Raw genomic sequence first — 23518 nt, forward strand, 5'->3', positions numbered from 1 at the left:
AATACAAATAGGGTCGCTAAAGATACTTGATATCGACCATTAATCAAACACTATTTCCGAAATTTTCGCGTTCACCCAAGACAACGATTTATATACATTATTTTCAAAAGTTACATAACGGAAATAAGAATGAAACAAGCCATCAAAGATGAAATCGGATTACAAAAAACTGTGTCTTTAAAATAGAAAAATGGCGCTTATTCAATATAAGATTTAAATTAATTACAGAGCTTAGTGAGTAACATTCATTTGGCAAATTTGACAAGCTTTGCATTTCCATAATGCCATATTGTGACGTAACGCACATTTGCTGATATATGAACATCATCCAAGCTCAAAACCAGCCTAACGCATCAATGTTGCCAGCGGCGTAACCGTGCTGATTGAGCAAAGAAAAAGGCGTCCAGAGGACGCCTTTTTCAGAATCAGTCGCTTGGCAATTATTTCTTGCCCAGTACACCGAAACGCTTGTTGAACTTCTCGATGCGGCCACCGGTATCAACAACTTTCTGAGTACCAGTGTAGAATGGGTGACATGCACCACATACGTCCAAGTGCAGGTTTTTACCAGCAGTTGAGTGTACTTTGATCACGTTACCGCAAGTACAAGTTGCAGTGATTTCAGCGTATTCAGGATGGATACCTGGTTTCATAGGGATTACCTCAAGTTTAAGGCCATGTCGCTCTCCCAACCCGAAGTTGAGCACCACATGCGGTTAATACAATATGTGTTAGGGCGCAGGATTCTACTGGATAGCTACTGTTAATTCAAGCGCTAAAGCAGCGCATCAAATTTTTTCTCTGCCACCTTTTTGTCCGCATATTGTGCCAATAACTGCGCGCTAGGACAGCGCAATTGAGCATCACGTCGAAGTGACGACGGATTACCACGATAAAACGCCTTAGGGTTCGCCTCTAAAATCCCCAACGCCGCCGCATACACATTTGTATTCCACTCTTTTGCGTAACGATTGGCTAAGCGCCATAAGGTTTGGCTACCGTTATAGTCCAAACGACAACCATCCATGTAAGCGCTTGAGTTGGCGCTTGAGTTGGCGCTTGATTTTACGCTTGAATTTACGCTTGCCACCGCGGCACTCTCGGGCGCTGCGCTAATGGCTTTTTGCGGGCTGGCGGTCTTCGCAGCATTGGGCGTTGGTGCCGATTTAGCCGCAGTAGCTTCAAGCGCTGGCACTGCAACACTTGGCTCAATATGGCGATATAACGACAGCTTTTTGCTGGAAGGCGGGTCGGCAACGGGAACCGAATCAGCAAACAGCGGCAAGCTTGCCACCGTCAACCAACGTTGCTGCAGATATTCATTCACGACCAGCTTGGCGTCAGGGTCAGTCACTTCATCAATCCCTTGCAGCAAATACATAAAATCGTTGATACGATCAACCATCAACCGCTCTTCACCGCTTTGTTGCTGCACAATAAATTGCAGTCGCTCGGTGTCTGTCACGTCGGAAACAATATTGAGTTTAATCAGCGGGATTTTGCCTAAATCGAATAAGCGCTGATTGATACTAACATGCGAGGTGCCAGCCCAAGCACTGTTAAACAGCATCACAACAGTCACGATGAGGTAACTCAATCGCTTAGTTTGGCTTTTCATACGATTCCTTAGCACTGATTTTCTGTTTAATCCACTGGCTCTAGCATACTTCAGTCGTTACACTGGCCAGCAGTATCCGTCCACAACTGTATATCGTTCTCCATGCCGCAATTTGCCGAAATCGCCCTTCCAGTCCCATTACGGCAAAATTTTAGCTATCGCATTCCTGACACCATCACCACCGCAATCACCCAAGGGGTGCGGGTAGAAGTGCCTTTTGGCCAACAAAAAATGATTGGCCTAGTGACCGCATTAACCGACAGTTGCGCTCTACCGCCACAAAAAATTCGCAATATCAACCGAGTATTGGATGGCGAATCTTTGCTCAGTGAACCACTTTATAAACTCACCGAGTGGGCAGCAAGATATTATTTTTGTAGTCACGGCATGATGTTATCGCAAGCGATTCCAGTCGCGTTGCGCAAAGGCGCCAGTGCCCAGCCAGAAACCATCCGCTATTACGCCTTGACTGAAAAAGGCGAGCAGGCAGATAGCAACAGTCTTGGCCGCGCCCACGCACAGAAAAAAATTGTCGAGCTGCTCAAAGGCAGCGAAGTCACCGTTGAAGAAGCGCAAGCATTAGGACTCAGCCCCAGTGCATTGAAATCGCTGCGCGAGCGCGACTGGATTGACATATTTGAACAACCGGTGACCACCGATATCAGTTGGCGTGATGAGTTAAAGATGGGCGAAGCGCCACATCGGCTCAACAAACAACAAGCCGTTGCTGTGGCAGCACTGAATCATCAACAAGGCTTTAATTGTACCTTGCTTGAAGGGGTGACAGGCTCTGGCAAAACTGAAGTCTACTTGGCATTGATTGAAACCGTGCTGAAAGCGGGTCATCAAGCCTTGGTGCTGGTGCCAGAAATTGGCCTAACCCCACAAACCATCAACCGCTTTAAACATCGTTTTCATGTGACGATTGCAGTGCTGCACTCTGGCCTGACCGATAAACAGCGGCTCGATGCTTGGCGCCAAGCCCGCAGTGGTGAAGCAGCCATCATCATCGGCACTCGCTCGGCGCTGTTTACCCCTATGCGCTGGCCGGGAGTGATCATTCTTGATGAAGAGCATGATAGCAGCTTTAAGCAGCAGGAAGGGGTGGGTTACCACGCCCGCGATTTAGCCGTAATGCGCGGCAACCTTGAAAACATTCCGGTGGTGCTCGGTAGTGCAACCCCGTCACTGGAGTCGCTGCACAACGCCATTGCCGGACGCTACCATCACCTGCAGCTGAGCGAACGCGCCGGTACTGCGGTCAAAGCCCGCCAAGGGGTGATTGATATTCGTAATCAGCCATTGCGTGGCGGCGTATCGCAAGCACTATTTAACGAGATGCGGCTGCACCTGCAAGCTGGTAACCAAGTACTGCTGTTTCTCAATCGCCGTGGCTTTGCGCCTGCGCTGCTATGCCATGAATGTGGCTATCTGCACGAATGCGATCGCTGCGATGCCTTTTTTACGCTGCATCAATCTTTGGGTGAAATTCGCTGCCACCACTGTGGTAATCAGTATGCAATTCCGCGTCAGTGCCACAACTGCGGCAGCACCATGCTGCAAGGGCAAGGGATTGGCACAGAGCAGCTCGAAGGCATTCTCAGCAAAGAGTTTCCAGAGTACCCGGTGGTGCGGATTGACCGCGACACCACCAGCCGCAAAGGCTCTTTGGAGCAACAACTGAATGCAATTCATCGCGGCAGCTATCGGATTTTGGTTGGCACGCAAATGCTCGCCAAAGGCCACCATTTTCCTGATGTGACCTTGGTTGCCCTGCTCGACGTGGATGGCGCATTGTTTAGCGCAGATTTTCGCGCGCCGGAACGGTTTGGCCAGTTGTATACCCAAGTGGCAGGCCGTGCCGGCCGCGCCAGCAAACCGGGGACTGTACTGCTGCAAACCCATCAAAGTGATAACCCGTTGCTGCAAGATCTACTGCAACGCGGCTACAGCGAATTCGCACGGTCGCAGTTAGAGGAACGTAAGCTCGCCCTGCTACCACCTGTGTGGCATATGGTGCTGGTACGTGCCGAAGCCCATCACGCAGAAGATGCCGAAAACTTTCTCAGGGCGTTTGCCGAACATTTCGGCCAGCAGCCATCGCTAGAGATCATTGGTCCGATGCCTGCGCCGCTCGATCGAAAAGCCGGATTTCATCGCCGCCATCTGTTGGTACAAGCCGCCGACCGCCGGTTGATCCAACAACTGTTTGAACATGCTCTGCCACTGTTAGAGCAGCTACCGCAGGCACGCCGTTGCCGGTGGAGCATCGATCGCGATCCGCAAGATCTGCTGTAACTTGCACAATTTAGGGGCAAAAAGCGCGATAAAAATCATCCCTGCCGTAGCTTTCATATAGCTATAACCGCTAGAATGTACGGTTATTCCGTTATCCACCTATTTCAGTCGTCAGTGTCGATAAAACGCCAATGAAAGCACATATTCAATCTTTGCTCGAACAAACCGTAGCCACCTTGAAACAACAAGGGATCATTCCCGAAGATGCCGCACCAAGGATTCAGGTCGATCGCACCAAGGATAAAACACATGGCGATTTAGCCACTAACTTGGCAATGATGCTGAGCAAACTTGCGGGTAAAAACCCGCGCGAACTGGCTAACATCATCATCGACAATCTACCTGCGTCCGCCAACGTCACCAAAGTGGACATTGCCGGCCCAGGGTTTATCAACTTTTTTATCGATGAAAATGCGCTGGCAAATCAACTACAAGCCGCGTTAAACGATGCCCATCTCGGCATTAATTTGCCTGCAGAACAAACCGTGGTGGTTGACTATTCATCACCTAACCTCGCCAAAGAGATGCACGTGGGTCACCTGCGTTCCACCATTATTGGTGACGCCGTGGTGCGCGCATTGGAGTTCATGGGGCATAAGGTGATTCGCCAAAACCACGTGGGCGATTGGGGTACGCAATTTGGTATGTTGCTGGCCTACATGGAAGAGCTGCGCGCGGCCAATGGCGAAGCGACTGAGATTGAACTGTCAGATTTGGAAACCTTCTACCGCGCCGCCAAAGTGCGTTTTGATGAATCAGAAGATTTTGCCACTCGCGCTCGCCACTTGGTGGTTGAGCTGCAATCGGGCGACGAATACTGCAACAAACTGTGGCGCGAATTTAACGATATTTCACTGAGCCACTGCCATAAAGTCTATGAGCGTTTAGGTGTCAGCCTGACCCGCGCTGACGTGCATGGCGAAAGCGCCTACAACGATGACTTAGCGCAAGTTGTAGCGGATTTGGATGCCAAAGGGCTGCTGTCTGAAAGCGATGGTGCCAAAGTGGTCTTCCAAGAAGAGTTCCGCAATAAAGAAGGCGAACCGCTGCCTGTCATTATCCAAAAAGCCGATGGCGGTTACCTGTATGCCACTACCGACTTAGCAGCGATGCGTTACCGTTCGGGCACCTTGAATGCCGATCGCGCACTGTATTTTGTTGATTTGCGCCAAGCGCTGCACTTCCAGCAAGTGTTCAGTCTCGCCCGCACCGCAGGTTTTGTCCGTCCAGAGATGACGCTGGAACACATGGGCTTTGGCACCATGAACGGTGAAGATGGACGTCCATTCAAAACCCGTTCTGGCGGCGTTGTGAAACTGGTCGACCTGCTCGATGAAGCCTACACTCGCGCCATTGAACTGGTACGTAGCAAAAACCCAGAAATGGATGAAGCAACCCTGACAGAAATCGCCCGTGTGGTCGGTGTAGCGTCAGTGAAATACGCGGATCTCTCGAAAAACCGCAGCAGTGATTACATCTTCAGTTTCGATCAAATGCTCAGCTTTGAAGGTAACACCGCACCATACTTGCTGTATGCCTACACCCGTGTTGTCGGCATATTCAAGAAAGCGGCTGATATCGATTTAAGCAACGCCAAAATCGAACTCAACGAAGAGAAAGAGAAAGAACTCGGCACTAAGCTGGCACAATTTGGTGAAGTACTGGCACGCGTGGTCGACAAAGGCCAACCCCATCTGCTGTGTGCTTACCTGTATGAGCTGGCTGGAGCCTTCTCTAGCTTCTATGAAGCTTGTCCGGTATTGGCGGCCGATAACGAAGCCGCGCGCGACAGCCGTTTATTGCTGTCACAGTTGACCGCGAAGACCCTGAAACAAGGTCTGGGTCTGCTGGGTATTGAGACTTTGGAACGGATGTAACCCATGCGAAGCGACTATGCCAACAGCAAGCCGCGCCAACCTCGCAAGCGCGGTGCTAACAGCAAAAGCAAAGCGACGGCTGCGCCACGCCGCCCAGTATCACCAATCAAGTTCGTGGTGGGCTTGGCCGTGCTTGTGGGGTTTATCTACGCGTTGTGGTTTTTAAAGCATGACGGCACTGACGCCGCGAGCGGCAATGAACCACAAGCTGTGACAACCAAAGCGGCGGCACCAGCAACAACCAATCCGAAAGATACGTTGCCACCAAAGCCGAAAGAAGAGTGGACCTATCAGAAAGAGCTTGAAAACAAGCAAGTTGAAGTGGATGTACCAGCGCAGAGCAATCAGCCAAGTCGCCCATATCAGATGCAATGTGGCTCTTTCCGTAAGGAGTCACAAGCTCAAGAGATGAAAGCCGTTATCGCATTCCAAGGCATTGAGGCGCAAGTACGTAAAGTCGGCGGCAACAATGGTGATTGGTTTAAAGTGATCCTTGGCCCCTATGATGCGAAGCGCCAAGCTGAGCGCGATCGTCATACCCTGCAACGCGTAGGTCTCAACGGCTGTATGATCTGGCTTTGGACTAATTAACCCGTTGGTCACATAAAAACCGCCTTTTTGGGCGGTTTTTTTATTTTTACGCCAATCCCCACGCATTTGCGAAGATGACAGTTGATATTACGCCAAGGCCGCCCCATATACAGCTGTATCACCCACTGGTTCACCCACCAGCATTTGAGAGGAAGTATCGTGACCACAATCGTATCAGTACGCCGCAATAATCAGGTTGTTATGGCGGGTGACGGTCAGGTTTCATTGGGAAACACCGTCATGAAAGGCAACGCGCGTAAAGTTCGCCGTCTGTACCACAACAAAGTGATTGCCGGTTTTGCCGGTGGTACTGCCGATGCCTTCACCCTATTTGAGAAATTTGAAGCTCAGCTAGAGATGCACCAAGGCCATCTGATGAAGGCCGCCGTTGAGCTTGCCAAAGAGTGGCGCACCGACCGCGCTCTGCGCAAACTAGAAGCGCTGCTCGCCGTGGCTGACCACTCCGCCTCACTGATCATCACCGGTAATGGTGATGTATTGCAGCCAGAAAACGATTTAATTGCCATCGGCTCCGGTGGTAACTACGCGCAATCAGCGGCCATCGCCCTGCTGCAAAATACTGAACTGGGCGCCCGCGACATCTGTGAAAAGTCGCTGACCATCGCTGGTGATATCTGTGTGTTCACCAACCAGTTCAAAACCATTGAAGAACTCAATTACTAAGCCGGAGCGTTGAGGAAAGATTATGTCTGAGATGACCCCCCGCGAGATTGTCCATGAACTGGACCAGCACATTATCGGTCAGAACAAAGCCAAACGTTCGGTAGCGATTGCGCTGCGTAACCGCTGGCGCCGTATGCAGCTGGATGATGCACTGCGTCATGAAGTGACTCCAAAAAACATTCTGATGATTGGCCCCACCGGTGTCGGTAAAACCGAGATCGCCCGTCGTCTGGCCAAGCTGGCCAACGCGCCATTTATCAAAGTGGAAGCGACTAAATTCACTGAAGTCGGTTACGTTGGTAAAGAAGTCGATCAGATCATTCGCGATCTGACCGATACCGCAGTGAAAATGACCCGCGAGCAGCAGATGAAAAAATGCCGCACCCGCGCCGAAGAAGCCGCAGAAGAGCGCGTATTAGATGCGCTGCTGCCGAAGCCGAAAAACGACTGGGACAGCGAAAAAGACGAGCAATCGCACACCCGCCAAATCTTCCGCAAAAAACTGCGTGAAGGTCAGTTGGATGATAAAGAGATTGAGATCGACGTGATGGGCCCGCAAGTGGGCGTTGAAATCATGGCGCCTCCCGGCATGGAAGAGATGACCAACCAGTTGCAGAGCCTGTTCCAAAACATGGGCCAAACGCCAACTAAGCGCCGCAAACTGAAGATCAAAGATGCCATGAAGCAGCTGACTGAAGAGGAAGCGGCCAAACTGGTGAATCAAGAAGATCTGAAAGACCAAGCGATTGAATTAGTAGAACAACACGGCATAGTATTCTTGGATGAAATTGACAAAATCTGTAAGCGTGGCGAAAGCTCAGGCCCAGATGTATCACGCGAAGGGGTGCAACGTGACCTGCTGCCGTTGGTTGAGGGCTGCACCGTCAACACCAAGCACGGCATGGTGAAAACCGATCACATTCTGTTTATTGCCTCTGGTGCGTTCCAGATGTCAAAACCGTCAGATCTGATCCCCGAGCTGCAAGGCCGTTTGCCGATCCGTGTTGAGTTGGATGCGCTGACCGCGGGCGACTTCAAACGTATTTTGACTGAGCCGCACGCGGCGCTGACTGAACAGTACCGCGCATTGATGGCCACTGAAGGTGTCACCATTAGCTTTACTGAAGCGGGCATTGAGCGCATCGCTGAAGCAGCGTTCCAAGTCAACGAAAGCACCGAAAATATTGGCGCTCGTCGTCTGCACACCATCATGGAACGCTTGATGGAAGATATCTCTTATGAGGCATCCGACAAATCAGGTGCCAGCTATGTGATTGATGCCGAATACGTTAATGCGCATCTGGATACGCTAGTACACGACGAAGATTTGAGCCGCTTTATTCTGTAATCTCTCAGTCTGGGTCACACAAAAAACGGCGCTATTCAGCGCCGTTTTTTATCCAGTCATCCACCTACTCGCCTTTCACGCAATTGCGGCCAGCGCTTTTTGCTCGTGAGATAGCAAAATCGACCCGCGATAACAAAGCATCCAATGTGTCTTGCTCATCATGAAACTTAGCCACGCCTATTGAACAGGTGACTTTGGGCAATTCAGGAATACCTTTAATGGTGAGTGACTGCGCCACCCCAGCGCGGATCCGCTCAGCAATTACCAACGCTTCACCATAATGCAGTTGCGGTAGCAGCAGCATAAAGCAGTCACTTTCATAACGTGCAAACCCATCTGTATGGCGCACACAGCGATTGACAATATCGACCAAATTGCACAGCAGTTGATCGCCAATGGCATGACCAAAATCTTCATTCAGTTGTTTAAAGCCATCTAAGTCGATTTTCAACAGCGATAATGGTGCACTAATCATGCGGCAATGCTGAAACTCTTGTGCCAACTGCTCTTCAAAGGCGCGGCGGTTTAACACTCCGGTTAAGCTATCAAGCTGCGCTAGGCGAGTAAGCTCCTGATTTTTGGCGTTAAGCTTTTCAGTCATACGCGAAATAAAGCACATCAGTCGTTGTAATCGGTTGAGATTACGCGACATCTTCATCTCAGCCCGCTCGGTGATCAGCCAATCGTCTTCCTCTGCGGCGGGAGCGGGTTCTTCGCTAAACCCTACGGATACAATGGTGGCATTGAGTACATCGCGTGGCACATTGGCAGTATCGATTTCGCCATAGGTGAAAAACCCCGCCACCGCCGCCACGTCTTCAAAGGGCTGAATCTCAGCCCGCGGATCATCTTGTAGAAATGACTGCCGACAACAACACGAGAAGACTAAAATTGCCTCTGGACCAAAGCTGATTAAATCGTGCCGAGCAAAACTTAAATCGCTGAGAATACTGTTCACATCGCCGTAGCCAAACTGCACAGTATCACCAGGCTCAAGCTGGGCGAGAAAGACCAGCTCATGCGCCTCACCCACGGCAATTGGCACTCGCGCCACCAGCTTGCCCCCATGATTGGCCATTAGCGGGAATTCCATTGCCGAACTAAAAAATCCCGTTTTTTCGATACCAATAAAGTAGTTATACAGATCGTAAGCCGCGATATTATCGATGGTTTTAACCACATCACCTTGAGTGCTCGTGACCGTCATACCCTCGCCAAACGGTGTCCAGCCAAGGTAGTTAAAGGTTTTGATCCGTAACGCTTCACCGTAAAACGCTACGATGACTGAGCCAGCGTCCGACAAGGCTTGATCCAACATCACCGAGGTTGACAGCTTTTGCGAGAAATCCCCGGCAAGGCCACCAAAAATGGGCAGATTGACTAACTCATCACTCATACCCCGCAGCAAGCGCGTGGTGGCCAACTTGGTGGGATTGCTGAGAAGCAGTACCCCTTGCAGATCCCTTTGCTTGATTGCCAGTTCCGCCGCCATATTGCGCCCATCAAGGTACTCGTCATCTGGGCTGGATTGCAGCAAAGTGGCAACAAAAGAGGACTTATCGAACCGAAGTAACGACACCACCGTGGCATTATTCCAATCGCTGCCAGCAGAGACAATCCCCATCGCGGAGCAGCCGACCACGGTAATATTGGGCAGTTTGGCACGCAGTTCGGCAGAGACTGATAGCAGCCAACCGGATTCGAGATTGCGGGAATACACTTGAGCTAACACTCTGCCACTAGGCAGGTTTAGCCAACTTGAATCTAATTGTTGCAACGCTTGTTGGAGCTGATTTTGCGATTGCACAGTCAGAACAACATGCTCCATCTACGCCTCCACCGAATGAATATTCATCGAGTCAATTGGGAACATCGACTTTAATGAGCAGTATAGTTCAAGTTTGGGAGGACTCTGTTTGCGGTGCTATTTTTGTCTGAAAAATAACATTAACGATAAAATCGAAAGGTAAATAAGTCACTGATAGTTATAAAAGTCACGCTGAAATTGTGCAGTCATCCAAGCGTTGCCAATGGTGCTTTTTGCCAAAACCGAGCAGGTTGTCGGTCATTTTGATGGTCTGCAATTCTAGCTGCCACAACGGCGCCGATTTGAGCCGCGCAATTGGAAAATGTTCACAGTATTGGTGCGTTATAGCCTCCACATCGGCGGCGCTGACCCGCTTGGCAATAGCACTAAATTGAATCCCCTGAATTTTGGCCACATTGCGGGTTTGGTCGGCAATGGTGCCTGCAATCTGTGGTCGCTCCAACATGGCTTGGGTATGACGACTATCATCGGCGGTCATCAAATAACAACTGGCGCTGGCGCTATCGAAGTAATAGAAGCAGCTGGCACACCAAACACCATCAGTGTCGACTGTCGCCAAGGTCAACACATGGTGCTGTTGCAGATACTGACTAATGGGGCGTGGCATTTCGACTAACATGATGCGGGCACAATAAAAAACTGGGTGGATGCAGTCTAAAGCAGTGACCGAGCTGCGCCAACTCTTGTCGGCAAAATCTAGCAAAGGCACAAGATTTTGAACCCACAGCATGAGCGCTTTATCATAGGTACTTTATTTGCCCCAGCCTACGCAGTGACTTATGAAATTACTCCAACTTAACCACGCCATCTACCAGCAGCTGTATACCGATATTGCCGAATTCCGCCATACCTATGATTTGGCCGTCGCAGATCCTAGTTCGCTGACAGAGCAGCAAGACGCGCTACATACCTCGCTGATCACCGAAGAGTTGACCGAACTTGCTGAAGCACAAGACATCGTCGAACAGGCCGACGCGATTGTGGATAGTGTGTATGTGCTGATGGGACGCCTAGTGCATTTAGGCATCGACGATGTGACCCAAGACAGCACAGGGATCAGCTATCTGATTGATATTTTGCTGCAAGTGGCCAATGCCCGCACCATCGATTTCATCAGTTGCTGGCATGAAGTCCATAGCTCCAACATGAGCAAAGTCTGTCGTACCCAACAAGAATTAGACGACACCATCGCCCATTACGCCGAGCAAGGCATTAAGATTGAAGGCGTGAGTAAAGGCGGTTACTTGATTGCCAAATGCGCCGAAGATTGCCAACTGCAAGGCAAATTGGTACGCCGTGGCAAGGTGTTGAAATCCGTTTATTATCGCCCTGCGGATCTGGCTAAGTTAATCACCGGCTGATGTCTCAGTTGTCGACATCCTAGTAAACAGACCGCAGCAAAAAGACCACAACAAAAAGGGGCGCTTTAGCCCCTTTTGTCTCTGCACGAATAAATCCGCTCACCATTAGCGCATCTGCAAAATCACCACATCACTGCTGGCTGGGTCGGTATCATGGCGGATGGTTTTTACGGAATCGGCCGTTACCGCTGCACCTTGATTACCCCACGCACTGCGGATAAAACTCAACACCGCCGCAATCTCCTGATCGGATAGTTGCTGCCGAAACGGCGGCATACGATAGGCATCGGGCACACCTTGAGTCACAATCCGGCTTGAGCCGTTCAAAGTAATGTTGATTGCCGATGCATCATGGCGGGTCAACATCGAGCTCGCGCCCGCAAGTGGCGGGATCCATTGCTCGCGCCCAATACCATCGGCGCCGTGACAAGCGGCACAGCGCGTCAAATAAATATGCGCGCCTTGCGAGTTGGCCGTATTGGCGCTGAAGGTTTGCTGCTGATGACGCCAAGGTTCACCATCTACGGCAGGATTGCCCGGCAGTGACTTTAGATAGTGGGCAATGGCAGACAGATCTTCATCACTCATAAATTGGGTGGAGTTGTTGTACGCGTCAGTCATCGAGCCGTACACTACCGCGTGTTGGTTGCGGCCATTTTTCAAAAACTGCACCACATCCGCTTCACTCCAACGACCAATGCCAATGTTGTGGTCATTGCGTAAACTCGGCGCATACCAACCATCTAATAGCGCCCCCGCAAGATACTGTTTACTCGATTGATCCAGCGCTTGCTCTTGCATCGCTAGGCCACGCGGGGTGTGGCAACTGCCGCAATGCCCAGGGCCTTGCACCAGGTATGCACCGCGGTTCCATTGCGCATTTTCGGCGCTATTGGGTTGATAACTGCCCTCGTCACTAAACAGGGCCGCCCACAGCGCCAACGGCCAACGCATATTCAGCGGCCACGGGATATCACTGGCATGATTCGGTTGCGCAACCGGTGCCACGCCATGCATAAAGTAGGCGTATAAGGCTTTCACATCGTCATCAGTCAGCTTGGCGTAGGACGGAAATGGCATTGCCGGATACAACCTATGACCGTCTTGTGCCACACCGTGACGCACGGCACGATCAAAATCCGCCAGCGAATAGCGGCCAATTCCAGTGGCGTTATCTGGGGTGATATTGGTGCTATAGACGGCGCCGATCGGCGTCATCATCTTCAAGCCACCACTGAACGGCGCTTTATCTGGAATGGTATGACAGGCAACGCAGTCGCTTAGGCGCGCCACATACTCACCGTGCTGGATAAGCTCAGCTGCTGGCGCGTCCAACGATTCGCCAGCAAACGCCGACACTGGTGTACGGTTGCTAAACCATGCAACCGCAGCCGCAATAATGACAATGAAAACAACGAGCGACACTTTTTTCACAACAATCCCTCTTTCTTGGCAGTCCTTAGGTTCCAGTCCATCGGCTAGACTCAGTCTTCGAGCGACGATCGAGACAGCGGCATAGTGCGAATACGTCGGCCAAGTAGCTGCGATACCGCATTCACCACCGCGGGCGGAATGGCCGGTAAACCGGGCTCACCGATGCCGCCCATTTTGGCGCCACTTTCAACAATGCTCACGTGCACTTTGGCCATCTCATCTGGGCGTAAAATCGGGTACATGTCATAGTTGCGCGCCAACGGTTTGCCTTTTTTGTAGACTACCTCTTCCATCAACACTTGCGACAGCCCCAATGCCACCGCCGAATTGACCTGCGCTTCAATAATCGCCGGATTCACAATCGAGCCGGGGTCGACAGCTTCCCACACGTGATGCACTCGCACTTGGCCGTGTTCAATTGACACTTCGGCAATAGCCGCAGCTTCAGTACCAAACGGCGATGCCATCGCAATCCCTCGAGCACGCTTAGTGCCATCTTCCGCGGTAAATGGGCCACGTTGCCAGCCACCGGCCGATGCGACGACTACCTCTAACAAGTGCGATAACCTTGGATTGTCTTGCAACAACTGTTTGCGGAATTGATAAGGATCGACGCCCGCTTTGTCGGCCATTTCATCTAGAAAACATTCGTAGACGAAATCGTTCATCGAATTACCCACTGAACGCCAATAGGCCAGCATGGTCGGATTTTTTACATAATCGCGGGCAATACGCACATTGGGAATTGCGTAGGATTTGCCTGAGAGTCCCTCAACTGCAGTGCCATCAACCTTGTTAGGGTCGCGGCCATAAATGCCTTCACTTGGCCCTTCACAAGACGAAATCGCCTCTAACGCGACGGGCTTGTTATCTTTAATTTCAGCCCGTAGTCGCACCGCGGCCATCGGTCTGAGCGGATCACGCAGGAATTCTTCTTCACGGCTCCAAATCACTTTGACTGGCTTGCCCACGGCTTTGGCTAACTCAATCGCCTGTGGATAAGGGCTGGCCGCTGGATAGAGAAAATGACGACCGAAAAAACCACCCAGAATCGGTGAATGTAGCGTGACTTTGTCTGCGGTTAAGCCGCTGCGCTTGGCGATGTCCGCCAGAAACATGTCGGGCGCTTGGTTCGGTAGCCATACCTCTAAACTGCCATCTGGGTGAAACTGCGCCAGCGCCGATGGCGGCTCTAACTGCGCATGATGCACATATTGGGTACGATAAGTGGCACTGATAAGAGCTTCTGGGCTGGCGCTATTCAGCAACTTCACCGCCTCGCCTTTGGTTTCGGCGTCGTCACCGGGCTCAGTACGTTTGGCCAGTAACTCGCTAAATGCCTCACTAGAAAAATCCGCTGGCATATGGCGGATGTTGTTTTGCTCTGCCCCCTGCGCCGCTAACCACTCTACCTGCACCGCTTCAACCGCGCGTTTGGCATTCCACCAATGCTCAGCGACCACCGCCACGGCGCCAGCACCTGCAAGAATATGCACTGAGTGCACCCCGTACATGGCTTCTACTTGGGCTTGATTGAGAATTTTTGCCGCAGTCATGCCTAAGCGTGGCGCATGTTGTACTGCCGCATGCAGCATTCCATCTGCTTTAATATCAATAGTATACTCGGCCTTACCAGTGGATTTTTCATACACATCCACCCGCGCTACGCCCTTGCCAATCCAACGAAAATCTTTCGGGTCTTTTAAACTGACGCTATCAGGATCTGGCACAGCAAGATCGAGTGCCTTGATGGCAAGCTCACCATAACTGAGGCTGCGCTGGGTCTTACCATGTACCACCTTACCCGGTTCAGTCGCTAGTTCATCAATAGCCACTTTCCATTCTGCGGCGGCGGCCTGCAGTAACATCTGCCGCGCTAAGGCACCCAGTTTGCGCATCACCGGATAACTAAAACGCACCGACATACTGCCGCCGGTAATCCGGCCGGGGCCGGCGATCATCACTTTGAAATCGGGGCCGGTTGGGGCGTTCTCCACAATAAAGCTGGCAGGATCAGCGTCCAACTCTTCACCGACAATCTGCGCCATGGCGGTAAAAATACCTTGGCCACCTTCGACAAAGGGGCTTTGCAGCAAAATGCGGTTATCTGGGGTGATTTGCAGGAACGCGGGGACACGCGTGCCCGCTGCCATTGGTTTCGCCTCAGCTGCTCGCGCTTGACGCAGCGGTAGTCCTACACTCAAGACCAAGGCACCCGCCGCTAAACCAGCAGAAGATAGTAAAAATTGCCGCCGCGAGACGTTGACCGGCTGAGCATGAGTTAACTCGGCGAATTCGGCATCAGTCAGCGAGGAAGTAAACGATTTCATGCATTGTCCTCCACTTGTTCTGCGTCTTTGTGGGAGGCACGAGTTGCATCGTAAGCCAGTTCGTCAATAGCTTGTTCGATAGCGTTATAGGTACCGCAACGGCACAAGTTGCTAATCGCCGCACTAATTTCATCTTTACTAGGATGTGGCGTGGCTTTGAGTAAAGCGGTTACTGCCATCACTTGACCGGATTGGCAATAACCGCATTGTGGCACTTGGTGTTGCACCCAGGCATCCACCACCCGCTTGCCAATGGCATCCTCTTCGATAGCCTCAATGGTGGTGATCTGTTTGCCCACAGCATAAGACGCGGGCATCACGCAAGAGCGTACTACCTCATCGTCTATCATTACCGAGCAAGCGCCACACTGAGCTAAACCGCAGCCATACTTGGTACCCGTTAAGCCGAGATTATCGCGCAGAATCCACAGCAGTGGCGTATCTTCTGGCGCATCGACATCGTAAGTTTGCTGATTAATCTGAAGTTTCATGTCGTTTCAAAGCTCCCTATTGTGCTCGACAGACAGCGTTCATGCTGGCCAAGATACTGAGGTTATGTTGGCTAAAGGCGGCCAACGCTGATGTTGGGTTTATACATGCTGCCGCATGGGTAGTATCTGTAGAGAACACTGACATCTGTCATGGTAGCGCAAGCTTGTTATTTTTGTGAGAGATGTAACATATTCTTACATTGCGCACGCATCACAAACTTGATAGAGATTTGATTAGACAGACTGGGGATAAAAATTACAATCGCCAGCAACTCATTATGCTCATGAGTTGCTTTCATTAATTGAACAGCATCCACAACAGTTAACCTTGCGGAGTCGCAGCGTTAGCAAATCAAACGTTGTGTTAGGACTCAACCGGGACTAAAAAGCTGTCAATATCGGCATCAGCGAGTGAGATACCATAAAATTTTTTATAGAAGTCATAGGTTTCTTGGCGAATATCAATGTCCGCAAACGCCGTTGGGTAAAGTGTTTTGGCTAACCACAAAAACTGCAATGCCTGTTCCGAGGTTTCACGGCACCACCAAAACAAGCCGCGAGGATTGGCATAAACGCGATTATTTTTAACCGCGGCAATCGTTCGCCAGCGAGGATCTTGGTTAATCGTGATGACATCACGTTGCCGCATGCTCACAATCACATCCGGTTGCGCTGCCATAATCACTTCAACATTGACGTTGGCGTTACCATGACGGACATCCAGCAAAGACCAATCTTCTGCCACATTGATCCCACCCGCCAAGTCTATCCAATCCTGATTGAGCGATGGCCGCGAAGAGGTGGTCAATGGGGAACCGGAAGCGACATAAACTCGCAAACGTTGCTCAGCGGGCACCCTCGCTAGGCGCTCTGCCACCAAGCTTTTATTTCGTTCGAAGTAGGCTTTATAGGATTGCGCCTTCGCATACGCATCTGGGCCAAGTATTTCACCGGTGAGCAGCACCCGTTCAATCAAACTCACCATTGAGTTTGCTGGGAAACTTGCCACTGCAATTCCGTGTGCTTCAAGCTGGGCTCGTTTATTCTCTGGAAACCCCGCCGCCACAAACAGAACGTCAGGATGCAATCGCATCAACTGCTCGACATTCACTTCCGCAGAGCCTGCCATGGTAGATAGTTCTGTATCTTTAATACTGGGGATAAATTTCTGAAAAGCGGGAGTATTTCTAGCATAACGTGTAGTCGCGACAATTTTGTCACCGTAACCCAACATGGCTAATACTGAATTTTGTGCTTCCCAACTGGTCGCGACTTTAGTGACCTGCTCAGGCACTGTAACAATTTGCTCTGCATATGCTACCGTTCTGAGCGATTCCGCCCCGCAAACCATAGGTGTTGCGAGTATTACCATCCAGCAAGCACCCAAAAACGAGTGGTATCGCCTCATAATATCATCCCTATTGATAGTGAAATGTCCTATTGCGCAAACGGTATATAAAAAACTATATAACGATAAAATAGCACCATTCTGAGATCAACCTGCAAATAGCCACATCAACCCAAAAAAAGGCGCTCAGCCGATAACCGAACACCTTTGCTGCTGGTTAACCACGCTGTCTAATCTATGGTTAACTCGCTGGTTTTCCACCACATAACATAAGTGCGACTGGCGCAGAATAAACGAAAGCCCTGCTCATTGGCGGTGAGACGTTTATCTACATTGGCGCGATACTGCGCCTCTTTATCCGCCGGAATATCGCCCACAAAGCGCAGCGCCCCGTAGGCTTCTTCACGACTGGTAAACTGCGCTTCGTAGCCATCATCCACAATGCGAATATTCGGCTCGGCGCCCATGTCATACAGCATATTAAAAGTGATGTTGTAACCAAAGTTACGGTCATTGCCATGCGGCACCGGCGGAGTATCAATCACACCCTCTAAAAAGCTTAATTGGATTTCCCGCAGGCTCGGCGCATTGGCAAAACTCATCACCACCGCATATTTACGAGCGATTTTGTTGAGCTTAATCAGATCAGAAAAACCAACCGAGCGCGACGCAACAGCAATATCGTGCACGCCAATCTGCGCCAGCGCGTCGTCACTGTTCCAATCTTGCAGCTTAGGGGTGATGTTACTCACGCCCGCAAGCTCGGCGTTGTGCATACAGCGGCTGAGCATATTGTCGAAGGCATCCACACTGGTCACGCTTTTGACTTTTTGCGCCATAGGCACCGACAAACGGCCGGGGCCACAGCCGATATCTACCACAGTATCGTCGGCGGTGAGCGGCATGCAATCCACCTGCATTTGAGTGTAACGGCGCTCCAGTTTGGCCATGCCGTCGTACATGTCGGTGATCTGGTTCCAATCAAATTTGGCCATTTGCCCACTGGTCGCGGGCGCCATCATCCGCTCACGCAGCAAGCGCCAATTCACTAATCCTGTCATAACTACTCCTAATAACGTGCTGGTTGCGCTTAATTCCAGCCGCGGCGAGCGCGATGTAGCACCAGCAAAAATAGCGGTAAACCAAGGCATTCAGTGACGATGCCGATCGGGATTTCCACCACACTAAAACCACGACCTAAACAATCTGCCAGCAGCAAAAAGATCGCGCCGAGCATAATACTGACGGGCATCAAGCGGCTGTTTTCCGGCCCGACCAACATGCGAGCAATATGTGGTGCGATTAAGCCCACCCAGCCGACCATGCCAGCAATCGATACCGACAGCGCCGACGCCATGGTTGCCGCCACAATCACGCCGTAACGCACCACATTAACTGGCACACCCAGTGCGCGCGCTTCTTCATCGCCCATCGACATCGCATCTAACGAGCGGCCAAACGCCCACAACACCAGCACCGCCACTAACATTGGCGGCAGTAGCCATAACACGTCCGACAAACCCGACATGCCGAGGCTGCCCATCAACCAATACACAATCGAGGGCAACTCATCTTGTGGATCAGCAGCAAACTTCACCAGCGATAACAACGCACTAAACAGCGCACTGCTGATAATGCCGCCGAGCAGCAAGGTGATCATCGAACCACCACCAAAGATCAAGCCGATCGCCACGCCAATACCCACCGCCAGCAAGCCAAAGGCAAACGCCATCAGCTGAATCGTTAGCCAGTTACCGTGAAACAACATGCCAAGCGTTGCCCCAAAGGAGGCACCCGCCAGCACACCGAGCATGCCGGGTGACACTAATGGATTACGAAATACCGCTTGAAAGGCGGCGCCGGAACCTGAGAGCGCCATGCCGACCAGAATCGCGCCAATCACCCGCGGCAAACGCACATCCAGCAAAATGTTCGATAAAATGCTTTGACGATCTTCTGGCAGCGTTGCCAATCCCAAATGACTGCCAACGAAACGGCAGATCTCCATGATAGTGATGGGATAATTTCCTAACGACAGAGCAAATAACAGCATCGCCCCTAGCAACAATACCAGCGCCGCTAATTGCCCGTTAAAGCGTGAAAAAATACGGTTCATGCTTAGGCAACTCCTCGCGTAAATGCGGCTAATTCTTGCGCCGATAAGTCATAAAGCTGTTGGATTGCTGCAGGAGTGAGAATCTCTGCGGGGGCACCGTTGGCCATCACTAAGCCTGATTTGAGCATCACTGCCCGATGAGCGATCATCCGTGCATGGTGTGGATGATGGGTGGTCATCACCACTGCGTAACCGTCTTCTGCCAGTTGCCGTAACTGCGCCAAAAGGCGCGCTTGGTGACCAAAATCTAACGCCGATGCGGGTTCATCCAACATTAGGATTTTGGCGCCCTGCACGAGCGCGCGGCACACTAATGCCAATTGCTGCTCACCACCAGAGATTTCGGTATAACGCCGTTCGGCAAGATGCTCGATCTTCAATCGTATCAGCACCTTGGCGACCAACTCACCGTCGCGCTCACTCATGCGGCCAAACACGCCGCCGGAGTGATAGCGCCCCATAGACACCACTTGGCGCACGGTATAGGGAAATGGGCTGATATGATGTTGTGGCACATAAGCGATATGACCGGCGATTTCGCGGCGGGTCATCTGCGTCAGCGGTTTATCGGCCAGCGTCACCTCACCGCTGGCCGGCGGATACAGCCCAAGCAGCAACTTTAGCAGGGTACTTTTACCGGTACCGTTAGGGCCAAGCAGCGCCAACACTTCACCGGCGCGAATATCCAAACTTACGCCGTTGAGCACCTGCTGTTTGCCATAGCCATAGGTCAGTTGCTGTGCTTGTAGTAACACCGCATTTGCTTTTGATTCCATTGCCACCACTCTACACCGGCTTCAGCGGTAGCTGATTGAGAAAGGCATTCACGTCATCAGCTGACAAATCGATATTGTAAAACTTCTGATAGAAATCATGGGTTTCTTGCTTAATATCGATATCTTTAAACTGCTCAGGATAAAGCTTGGTCGCCAACCACAAAAATTGCAGCGCCTCTTCTGAGGTATTGCGGCTCCACCAAAACAGCCCGCGTGGATTGGCATAGATGCGATTGTTCTTCACCGCTTTTACGGTGCGCCAGCGCGGATCTTTTTTGATGGCATCCACATCGCGTTTGCGCATGGCGATAATCACATCGGGATTGGCGGCCAATACTGACTCAATATTCACATTGGTATCGTTCGGCATCACCGATGCCAATTGCCAATGCTCAGCAACGTTAATCGCCCCAGCAGCATCCATCCAATCTTGGTTCAGCGATGGCCGACCAGACGTGGTCAGCGGCGTACCTGAGGCAACATAGACACGCGCACGCTTATCTGCGGGCAAGTTGGCCAATCGCTCCGCCACCCGTTGTTTGTTCCACGCAAAATAATCGCGATAGGCAATCGCGCGTTTGGCGGCGTCAGGGCCGAGCATTTCGCCCACGACGCTGACACGGTGGAGCAAGGCCTCAAACGAATCCGAGGTAAACTCCACCACGGCAATGCCAGCCGCTTCAAGCTGAATCTTTTTGGTGTTTGGAAAGCCTTCGGCAACGAGCATCAAGTCAGGATGCAGACGCATCAACTGCTCGACATTCACATCACCGGAACTCGCCATGGTCGACAGTTCAGTATCTTTGATGGTGGGGATAAATTTTTGAAACGCAGGGGTGCTGCGCGCGTAATGGGTTGTGGCGACAATTTTGTCACCAAAGCCTAGCATCGCTAACACGGAATTTTGCGATTCCCAACTGGTCGCCACCCGTTCAATGGTTTGTGGCAGCACGACCGTTTTACCATCGTAATAAATGGTGCGAGTATCGGCCGCCAACGCCAGCGCGGGCAACAGCATCAGCACTGCCGCTATAGCGCGAGAGAATAAATGATGTTTGATTGTCATTACCTTATCCCTTTGGGCAAGCATACAAAAAAGAGCGATTAGCCTGCGCCAATCGCTCTAATGATGCTGGTTAGAATTTCACGGTAGCCGTCAGCTTCAACTGACGTGGTTCAGCGAGGAACGCGGTGTTGCTGGCGCCCAAGCTGCCGTAAATATTGCCAGGGAAGATGGCCGCCCAATATTGACGATCAAACAGGTTGGTCACGTGCAATTGAATTACTGCGTCGTTGATGACCTCTTTTGGCATCACATATTTCATGCCCAAATCCACTGTGGTGTATGAACTGGCCCAAGAGGTATTAATGTTGTTTGCCGCACGCTTACCGCTGTAATGCACGTTACCAGTAAATGATAGACCCGCTACCGCTGCAACCGTGTATTCCATCAACAAGTTGCCTTGCCACTTAGGTACGCCCACCACCAATTTGTTCGCTGTTGCAGGATCGAAAGCGTCTTCCAAAACGGCATCCAAATAAGTGACACCACTGAAAATCTTGAAGTCTTCAAACAGGTAGCCGTTAACGGTCAGCTCAGCACCTTTGTTGTTTTGCATCCCTTGTTGACGGTAATAGCCATCACCGCCTTCATAGGCCATTGGACGTTTAACGCGGAACAAGGCGGCATTAATATCAAATTCGCCGACACTGGTTTTGATACCAATTTCATTTTGGTAGCTGCGTACAGGATCTAAGCTAGTCCCCGCATTTTGCGCGTTTGTAGAAGCACTACCGCCCGCTTCTAAGGTATCGGCGTAGGTCACATAGGTGGTGATATTCTCAACAGGCTTGTAGATCATCGAGATAGTCGAACTCACGCCGTCTTTGCTGTAATTACCTGTGGTATCGCCGTTGGCATTGTAGTTTTCCACGTCAAAATCGCTGTAGCTGCCGACTAACAGGGTAGACCAATGTTCATTCCAGGTGATGGTGTCACCAATAATGCCGCTTTGAACGCTGGTGTTGCCTGAATGATACATAGGCACATGTAAATTCAGATCTGGCGCATCGTAGGCTTGTGGTGCATCCAATGGGCTAGTCCCCAATGTTGCCGTAGCACGGCGGCTGGCGGTGTACATGTTCCAACTATACCCGGCAGTGCCAAACACCAGATCATGGCGCACATCGCCGGTGTATACCTGACCCACCAAGTTAGCCATGTTACTGGTTACGGTAAACTTGCCTGCAGCACCGGTGCTCGACATCCGTTGGGTAAAGGTATCATCAGCGTTGATCACATTGCTCACGCCGTTAAGGGTACGTTTTGCATCTTGATGCAGGATCCCGGCGGTTAATTTCCAATCTTCACCCAGAGTGCGAATCACCTTGATACTGCCGGTGGTGGTTTCCAAGCCACTACCACTATATGGCTGACCATAACCTTTTTTACTGGCATCTAACGCCGCAGGTAACCCGATGCTGCTCCCATAAGAGAAGCCGCCCGCTTCACCGAATTTATCAAATTTGTAATAGCTGCCGTTTAGCTGAATAGTGGTGTAGTCATCAGGGTTGATATCAAACGCTAAACCAACAGCTTTGCGATTTAGGTGTGAGTTACTCACGTAGCTTTCACCCTCTTCCTGCAGCAAGTTAATACGGTAGCCAAAGTACTCGTTCGGGCTGCCACTGGTATCGGTGTGCAACAACCAGGCGCCATTTTCGGTCATACCCGCGGTCACGCTGGTGAAGTAGTTTTCGGTTGGGCGTTTGAACACATAGTTAAAGTTACCGGCTGGTGAGGCTGGGCCATAGATTGCCCCCGTTAACCCTTGAATGACTTCCACTCGTTCCAGCAACTCCAGCGGTTGTGCTGTCGTAGCCACAACATTCATACCGTCTAAGTGGTTGTTGTCGACTACGCTGCCTTGCATCCCCCGGCTTTGTGGACGACCAACATCAGTGCCCCCGCGCGCTTCCATTTGGGTCGATGGCATGTATTTGAGGATGTCATTCAAGTTGGTGGCGTTGACGTTGTCCATCAATTCGCGGTTAAACACACTAATGGCATAAGGCGTATCTTGAATAGAGCGGCTGCCTAACAACCCCAGATCCACTGTTTTAGGGCGGAAGCCATCTTTATTGTACTTATCACCACGTACCACAATCACTTCGGTCTTAGCCTTGTCAGCTGTGCTTGCTGTTGTCGCTTCTTCAGCGATAACGCTATGACTTAGTGCAGCCGCAACGGCAAGTGTAACGGTGTTCAGAATGAACTTTTTCGACTTCAACATTCCCATGTTCCTTTGCTCACAACAGTTACGACGATTTACCTTTTACAGAAAAGGTCAACAATCGTTGATTTTTAATTAAATGACACCTAAGCCCCTGTGACCAATAGTCCCAGAATAGCCCTATA

At 51.1% G+C, this 23518-nt stretch carries 19 protein-coding genes; 6 read left to right on the forward strand and 13 right to left on the reverse strand.

Going from position 1 to position 23518, the window contains the following annotated elements; genetic code table 11:
• Positions 1 to 440: 440 nt before the first annotated feature.
• Entirely contained in the window at positions 441 to 653 is a 213-nt protein-coding gene (gene rpmE, locus JYB87_RS16240) for a 50S ribosomal protein L31 (RefSeq protein WP_037441662.1), read from the reverse strand.
• Between the two features lie 122 nt (positions 654 to 775).
• A complete protein-coding gene (locus JYB87_RS16245) occupies positions 776 to 1618 on the reverse strand; it encodes a fimbrial protein FimV (RefSeq protein ID WP_207354487.1) in 843 nt (280 codons plus the stop codon).
• Between the two features lie 102 nt (positions 1619 to 1720).
• Between JYB87_RS16245 and priA the strand changes: the two genes are divergently transcribed.
• From priA to hslU, 5 genes are all read left to right on the forward strand, one after another.
• Complete coding sequence (gene priA, locus JYB87_RS16250; RefSeq protein WP_207354488.1) at positions 1721 to 3916, forward strand: primosomal protein N'; 2196 nt, start codon at positions 1721 to 1723, stop codon at positions 3914 to 3916.
• A gap of 131 nt (positions 3917 to 4047) precedes the next feature.
• Complete coding sequence (argS, locus tag JYB87_RS16255) at positions 4048 to 5793, forward strand: arginine--tRNA ligase (RefSeq protein WP_207354489.1); 1746 nt, start codon at positions 4048 to 4050, stop codon at positions 5791 to 5793.
• Positions 5794 to 5796: 3 nt separating this feature from the next.
• Positions 5797 to 6384: an SPOR domain-containing protein gene (locus JYB87_RS16260; protein WP_207354490.1), complete on the forward strand. Its 588-nt coding sequence runs from the start codon at positions 5797 to 5799 to the stop codon at positions 6382 to 6384.
• 159 nt (positions 6385 to 6543) lie between these two features.
• Complete coding sequence (gene hslV, locus JYB87_RS16265) at positions 6544 to 7068, forward strand: ATP-dependent protease subunit HslV (RefSeq protein ID WP_207354491.1); 525 nt, start codon at positions 6544 to 6546, stop codon at positions 7066 to 7068.
• Positions 7069 to 7090: 22 nt separating this feature from the next.
• Positions 7091 to 8416, forward strand: coding sequence for an HslU--HslV peptidase ATPase subunit (gene hslU, locus JYB87_RS16270; RefSeq protein ID WP_207354492.1), 1326 nt, complete (start codon positions 7091 to 7093; stop codon positions 8414 to 8416).
• A gap of 64 nt (positions 8417 to 8480) precedes the next feature.
• On the opposite strand, the gene JYB87_RS16275 is transcribed toward hslU, so the two are convergent.
• Both JYB87_RS16275 and JYB87_RS16280 read right to left on the reverse strand, forming a co-directional pair.
• On the reverse strand, positions 8481 to 10244 hold the full coding sequence (locus JYB87_RS16275; protein ID WP_207354493.1) for a sensor domain-containing diguanylate cyclase: 1764 nt from the start codon (positions 10242 to 10244) through the stop codon (positions 8481 to 8483).
• A gap of 166 nt (positions 10245 to 10410) precedes the next feature.
• A complete protein-coding gene (locus JYB87_RS16280; protein WP_207354494.1) occupies positions 10411 to 10863 on the reverse strand; it encodes a YhbP family protein in 453 nt (150 codons plus the stop codon).
• Positions 10864 to 11023: 160 nt separating this feature from the next.
• Here JYB87_RS16280 and JYB87_RS16285 point away from each other — a divergent pair, with 160 nt between their 5' ends.
• Positions 11024 to 11605 (forward strand): nucleoside triphosphate pyrophosphohydrolase family protein, encoded by a 582-nt coding sequence (locus JYB87_RS16285; RefSeq protein ID WP_207354495.1) that lies wholly within the window; start codon positions 11024 to 11026, stop codon positions 11603 to 11605.
• Positions 11606 to 11710: 105 nt separating this feature from the next.
• On the opposite strand, the gene JYB87_RS16290 is transcribed toward JYB87_RS16285, so the two are convergent.
• The 9 genes from JYB87_RS16290 to JYB87_RS16330 form a co-directional block, all read right to left on the reverse strand.
• Positions 11711 to 13039 (reverse strand): c-type cytochrome, encoded by a 1329-nt coding sequence (locus JYB87_RS16290; RefSeq protein WP_207354496.1) that lies wholly within the window; start codon positions 13037 to 13039, stop codon positions 11711 to 11713.
• A 50-nt stretch (positions 13040 to 13089) separates the two neighbouring features.
• Positions 13090 to 15369 carry a xanthine dehydrogenase family protein molybdopterin-binding subunit gene (locus JYB87_RS16295; protein WP_207354497.1) on the reverse strand — a complete coding sequence of 760 codons (2280 nt, stop codon included), beginning with the start codon at positions 15367 to 15369 and terminating at the stop codon, positions 13090 to 13092.
• Positions 15366 to 15860 carry a (2Fe-2S)-binding protein gene (locus tag JYB87_RS16300; protein ID WP_207354498.1) on the reverse strand — a complete coding sequence of 165 codons (495 nt, stop codon included), beginning with the start codon at positions 15858 to 15860 and terminating at the stop codon, positions 15366 to 15368. Before JYB87_RS16300 ends, JYB87_RS16295 begins: the two co-directional genes overlap by 4 nt.
• A 364-nt stretch (positions 15861 to 16224) precedes the next feature.
• The gene (locus tag JYB87_RS16305) at positions 16225 to 17232 is read right to left on the reverse strand and encodes an ABC transporter substrate-binding protein (RefSeq protein ID WP_207354499.1); all 1008 of its coding nucleotides are present in this window, start codon (positions 17230 to 17232) and stop codon (positions 16225 to 16227) included.
• Between the two features lie 206 nt (positions 17233 to 17438).
• Positions 17439 to 18269, reverse strand: a complete 831-nt coding sequence (locus tag JYB87_RS16310; RefSeq protein ID WP_207354500.1) for a class I SAM-dependent methyltransferase — start codon at positions 18267 to 18269, stop codon at positions 17439 to 17441.
• A 29-nt stretch (positions 18270 to 18298) separates the two neighbouring features.
• A complete protein-coding gene (locus JYB87_RS16315; protein ID WP_207354501.1) occupies positions 18299 to 19324 on the reverse strand; it encodes a FecCD family ABC transporter permease in 1026 nt (341 codons plus the stop codon).
• Positions 19325 to 19326: 2 nt separating this feature from the next.
• Positions 19327 to 20100, reverse strand: coding sequence for an ABC transporter ATP-binding protein (locus tag JYB87_RS16320; protein ID WP_207354502.1), 774 nt, complete (start codon positions 20098 to 20100; stop codon positions 19327 to 19329).
• Between the two features lie 10 nt (positions 20101 to 20110).
• Positions 20111 to 21166 (reverse strand): ABC transporter substrate-binding protein, encoded by a 1056-nt coding sequence (locus tag JYB87_RS16325; protein WP_207354503.1) that lies wholly within the window; start codon positions 21164 to 21166, stop codon positions 20111 to 20113.
• Positions 21167 to 21236: 70 nt separating this feature from the next.
• Entirely contained in the window at positions 21237 to 23393 is a 2157-nt protein-coding gene (locus tag JYB87_RS16330) for a TonB-dependent receptor (RefSeq protein WP_207354504.1), read from the reverse strand.
• Positions 23394 to 23518: the final 125 nt, after the last annotated feature.

The sequence above is a fragment of the Shewanella avicenniae genome (assembly GCF_017354945.1).
Lineage (GTDB): Bacteria > Pseudomonadota > Gammaproteobacteria > Enterobacterales > Shewanellaceae > Shewanella > Shewanella avicenniae.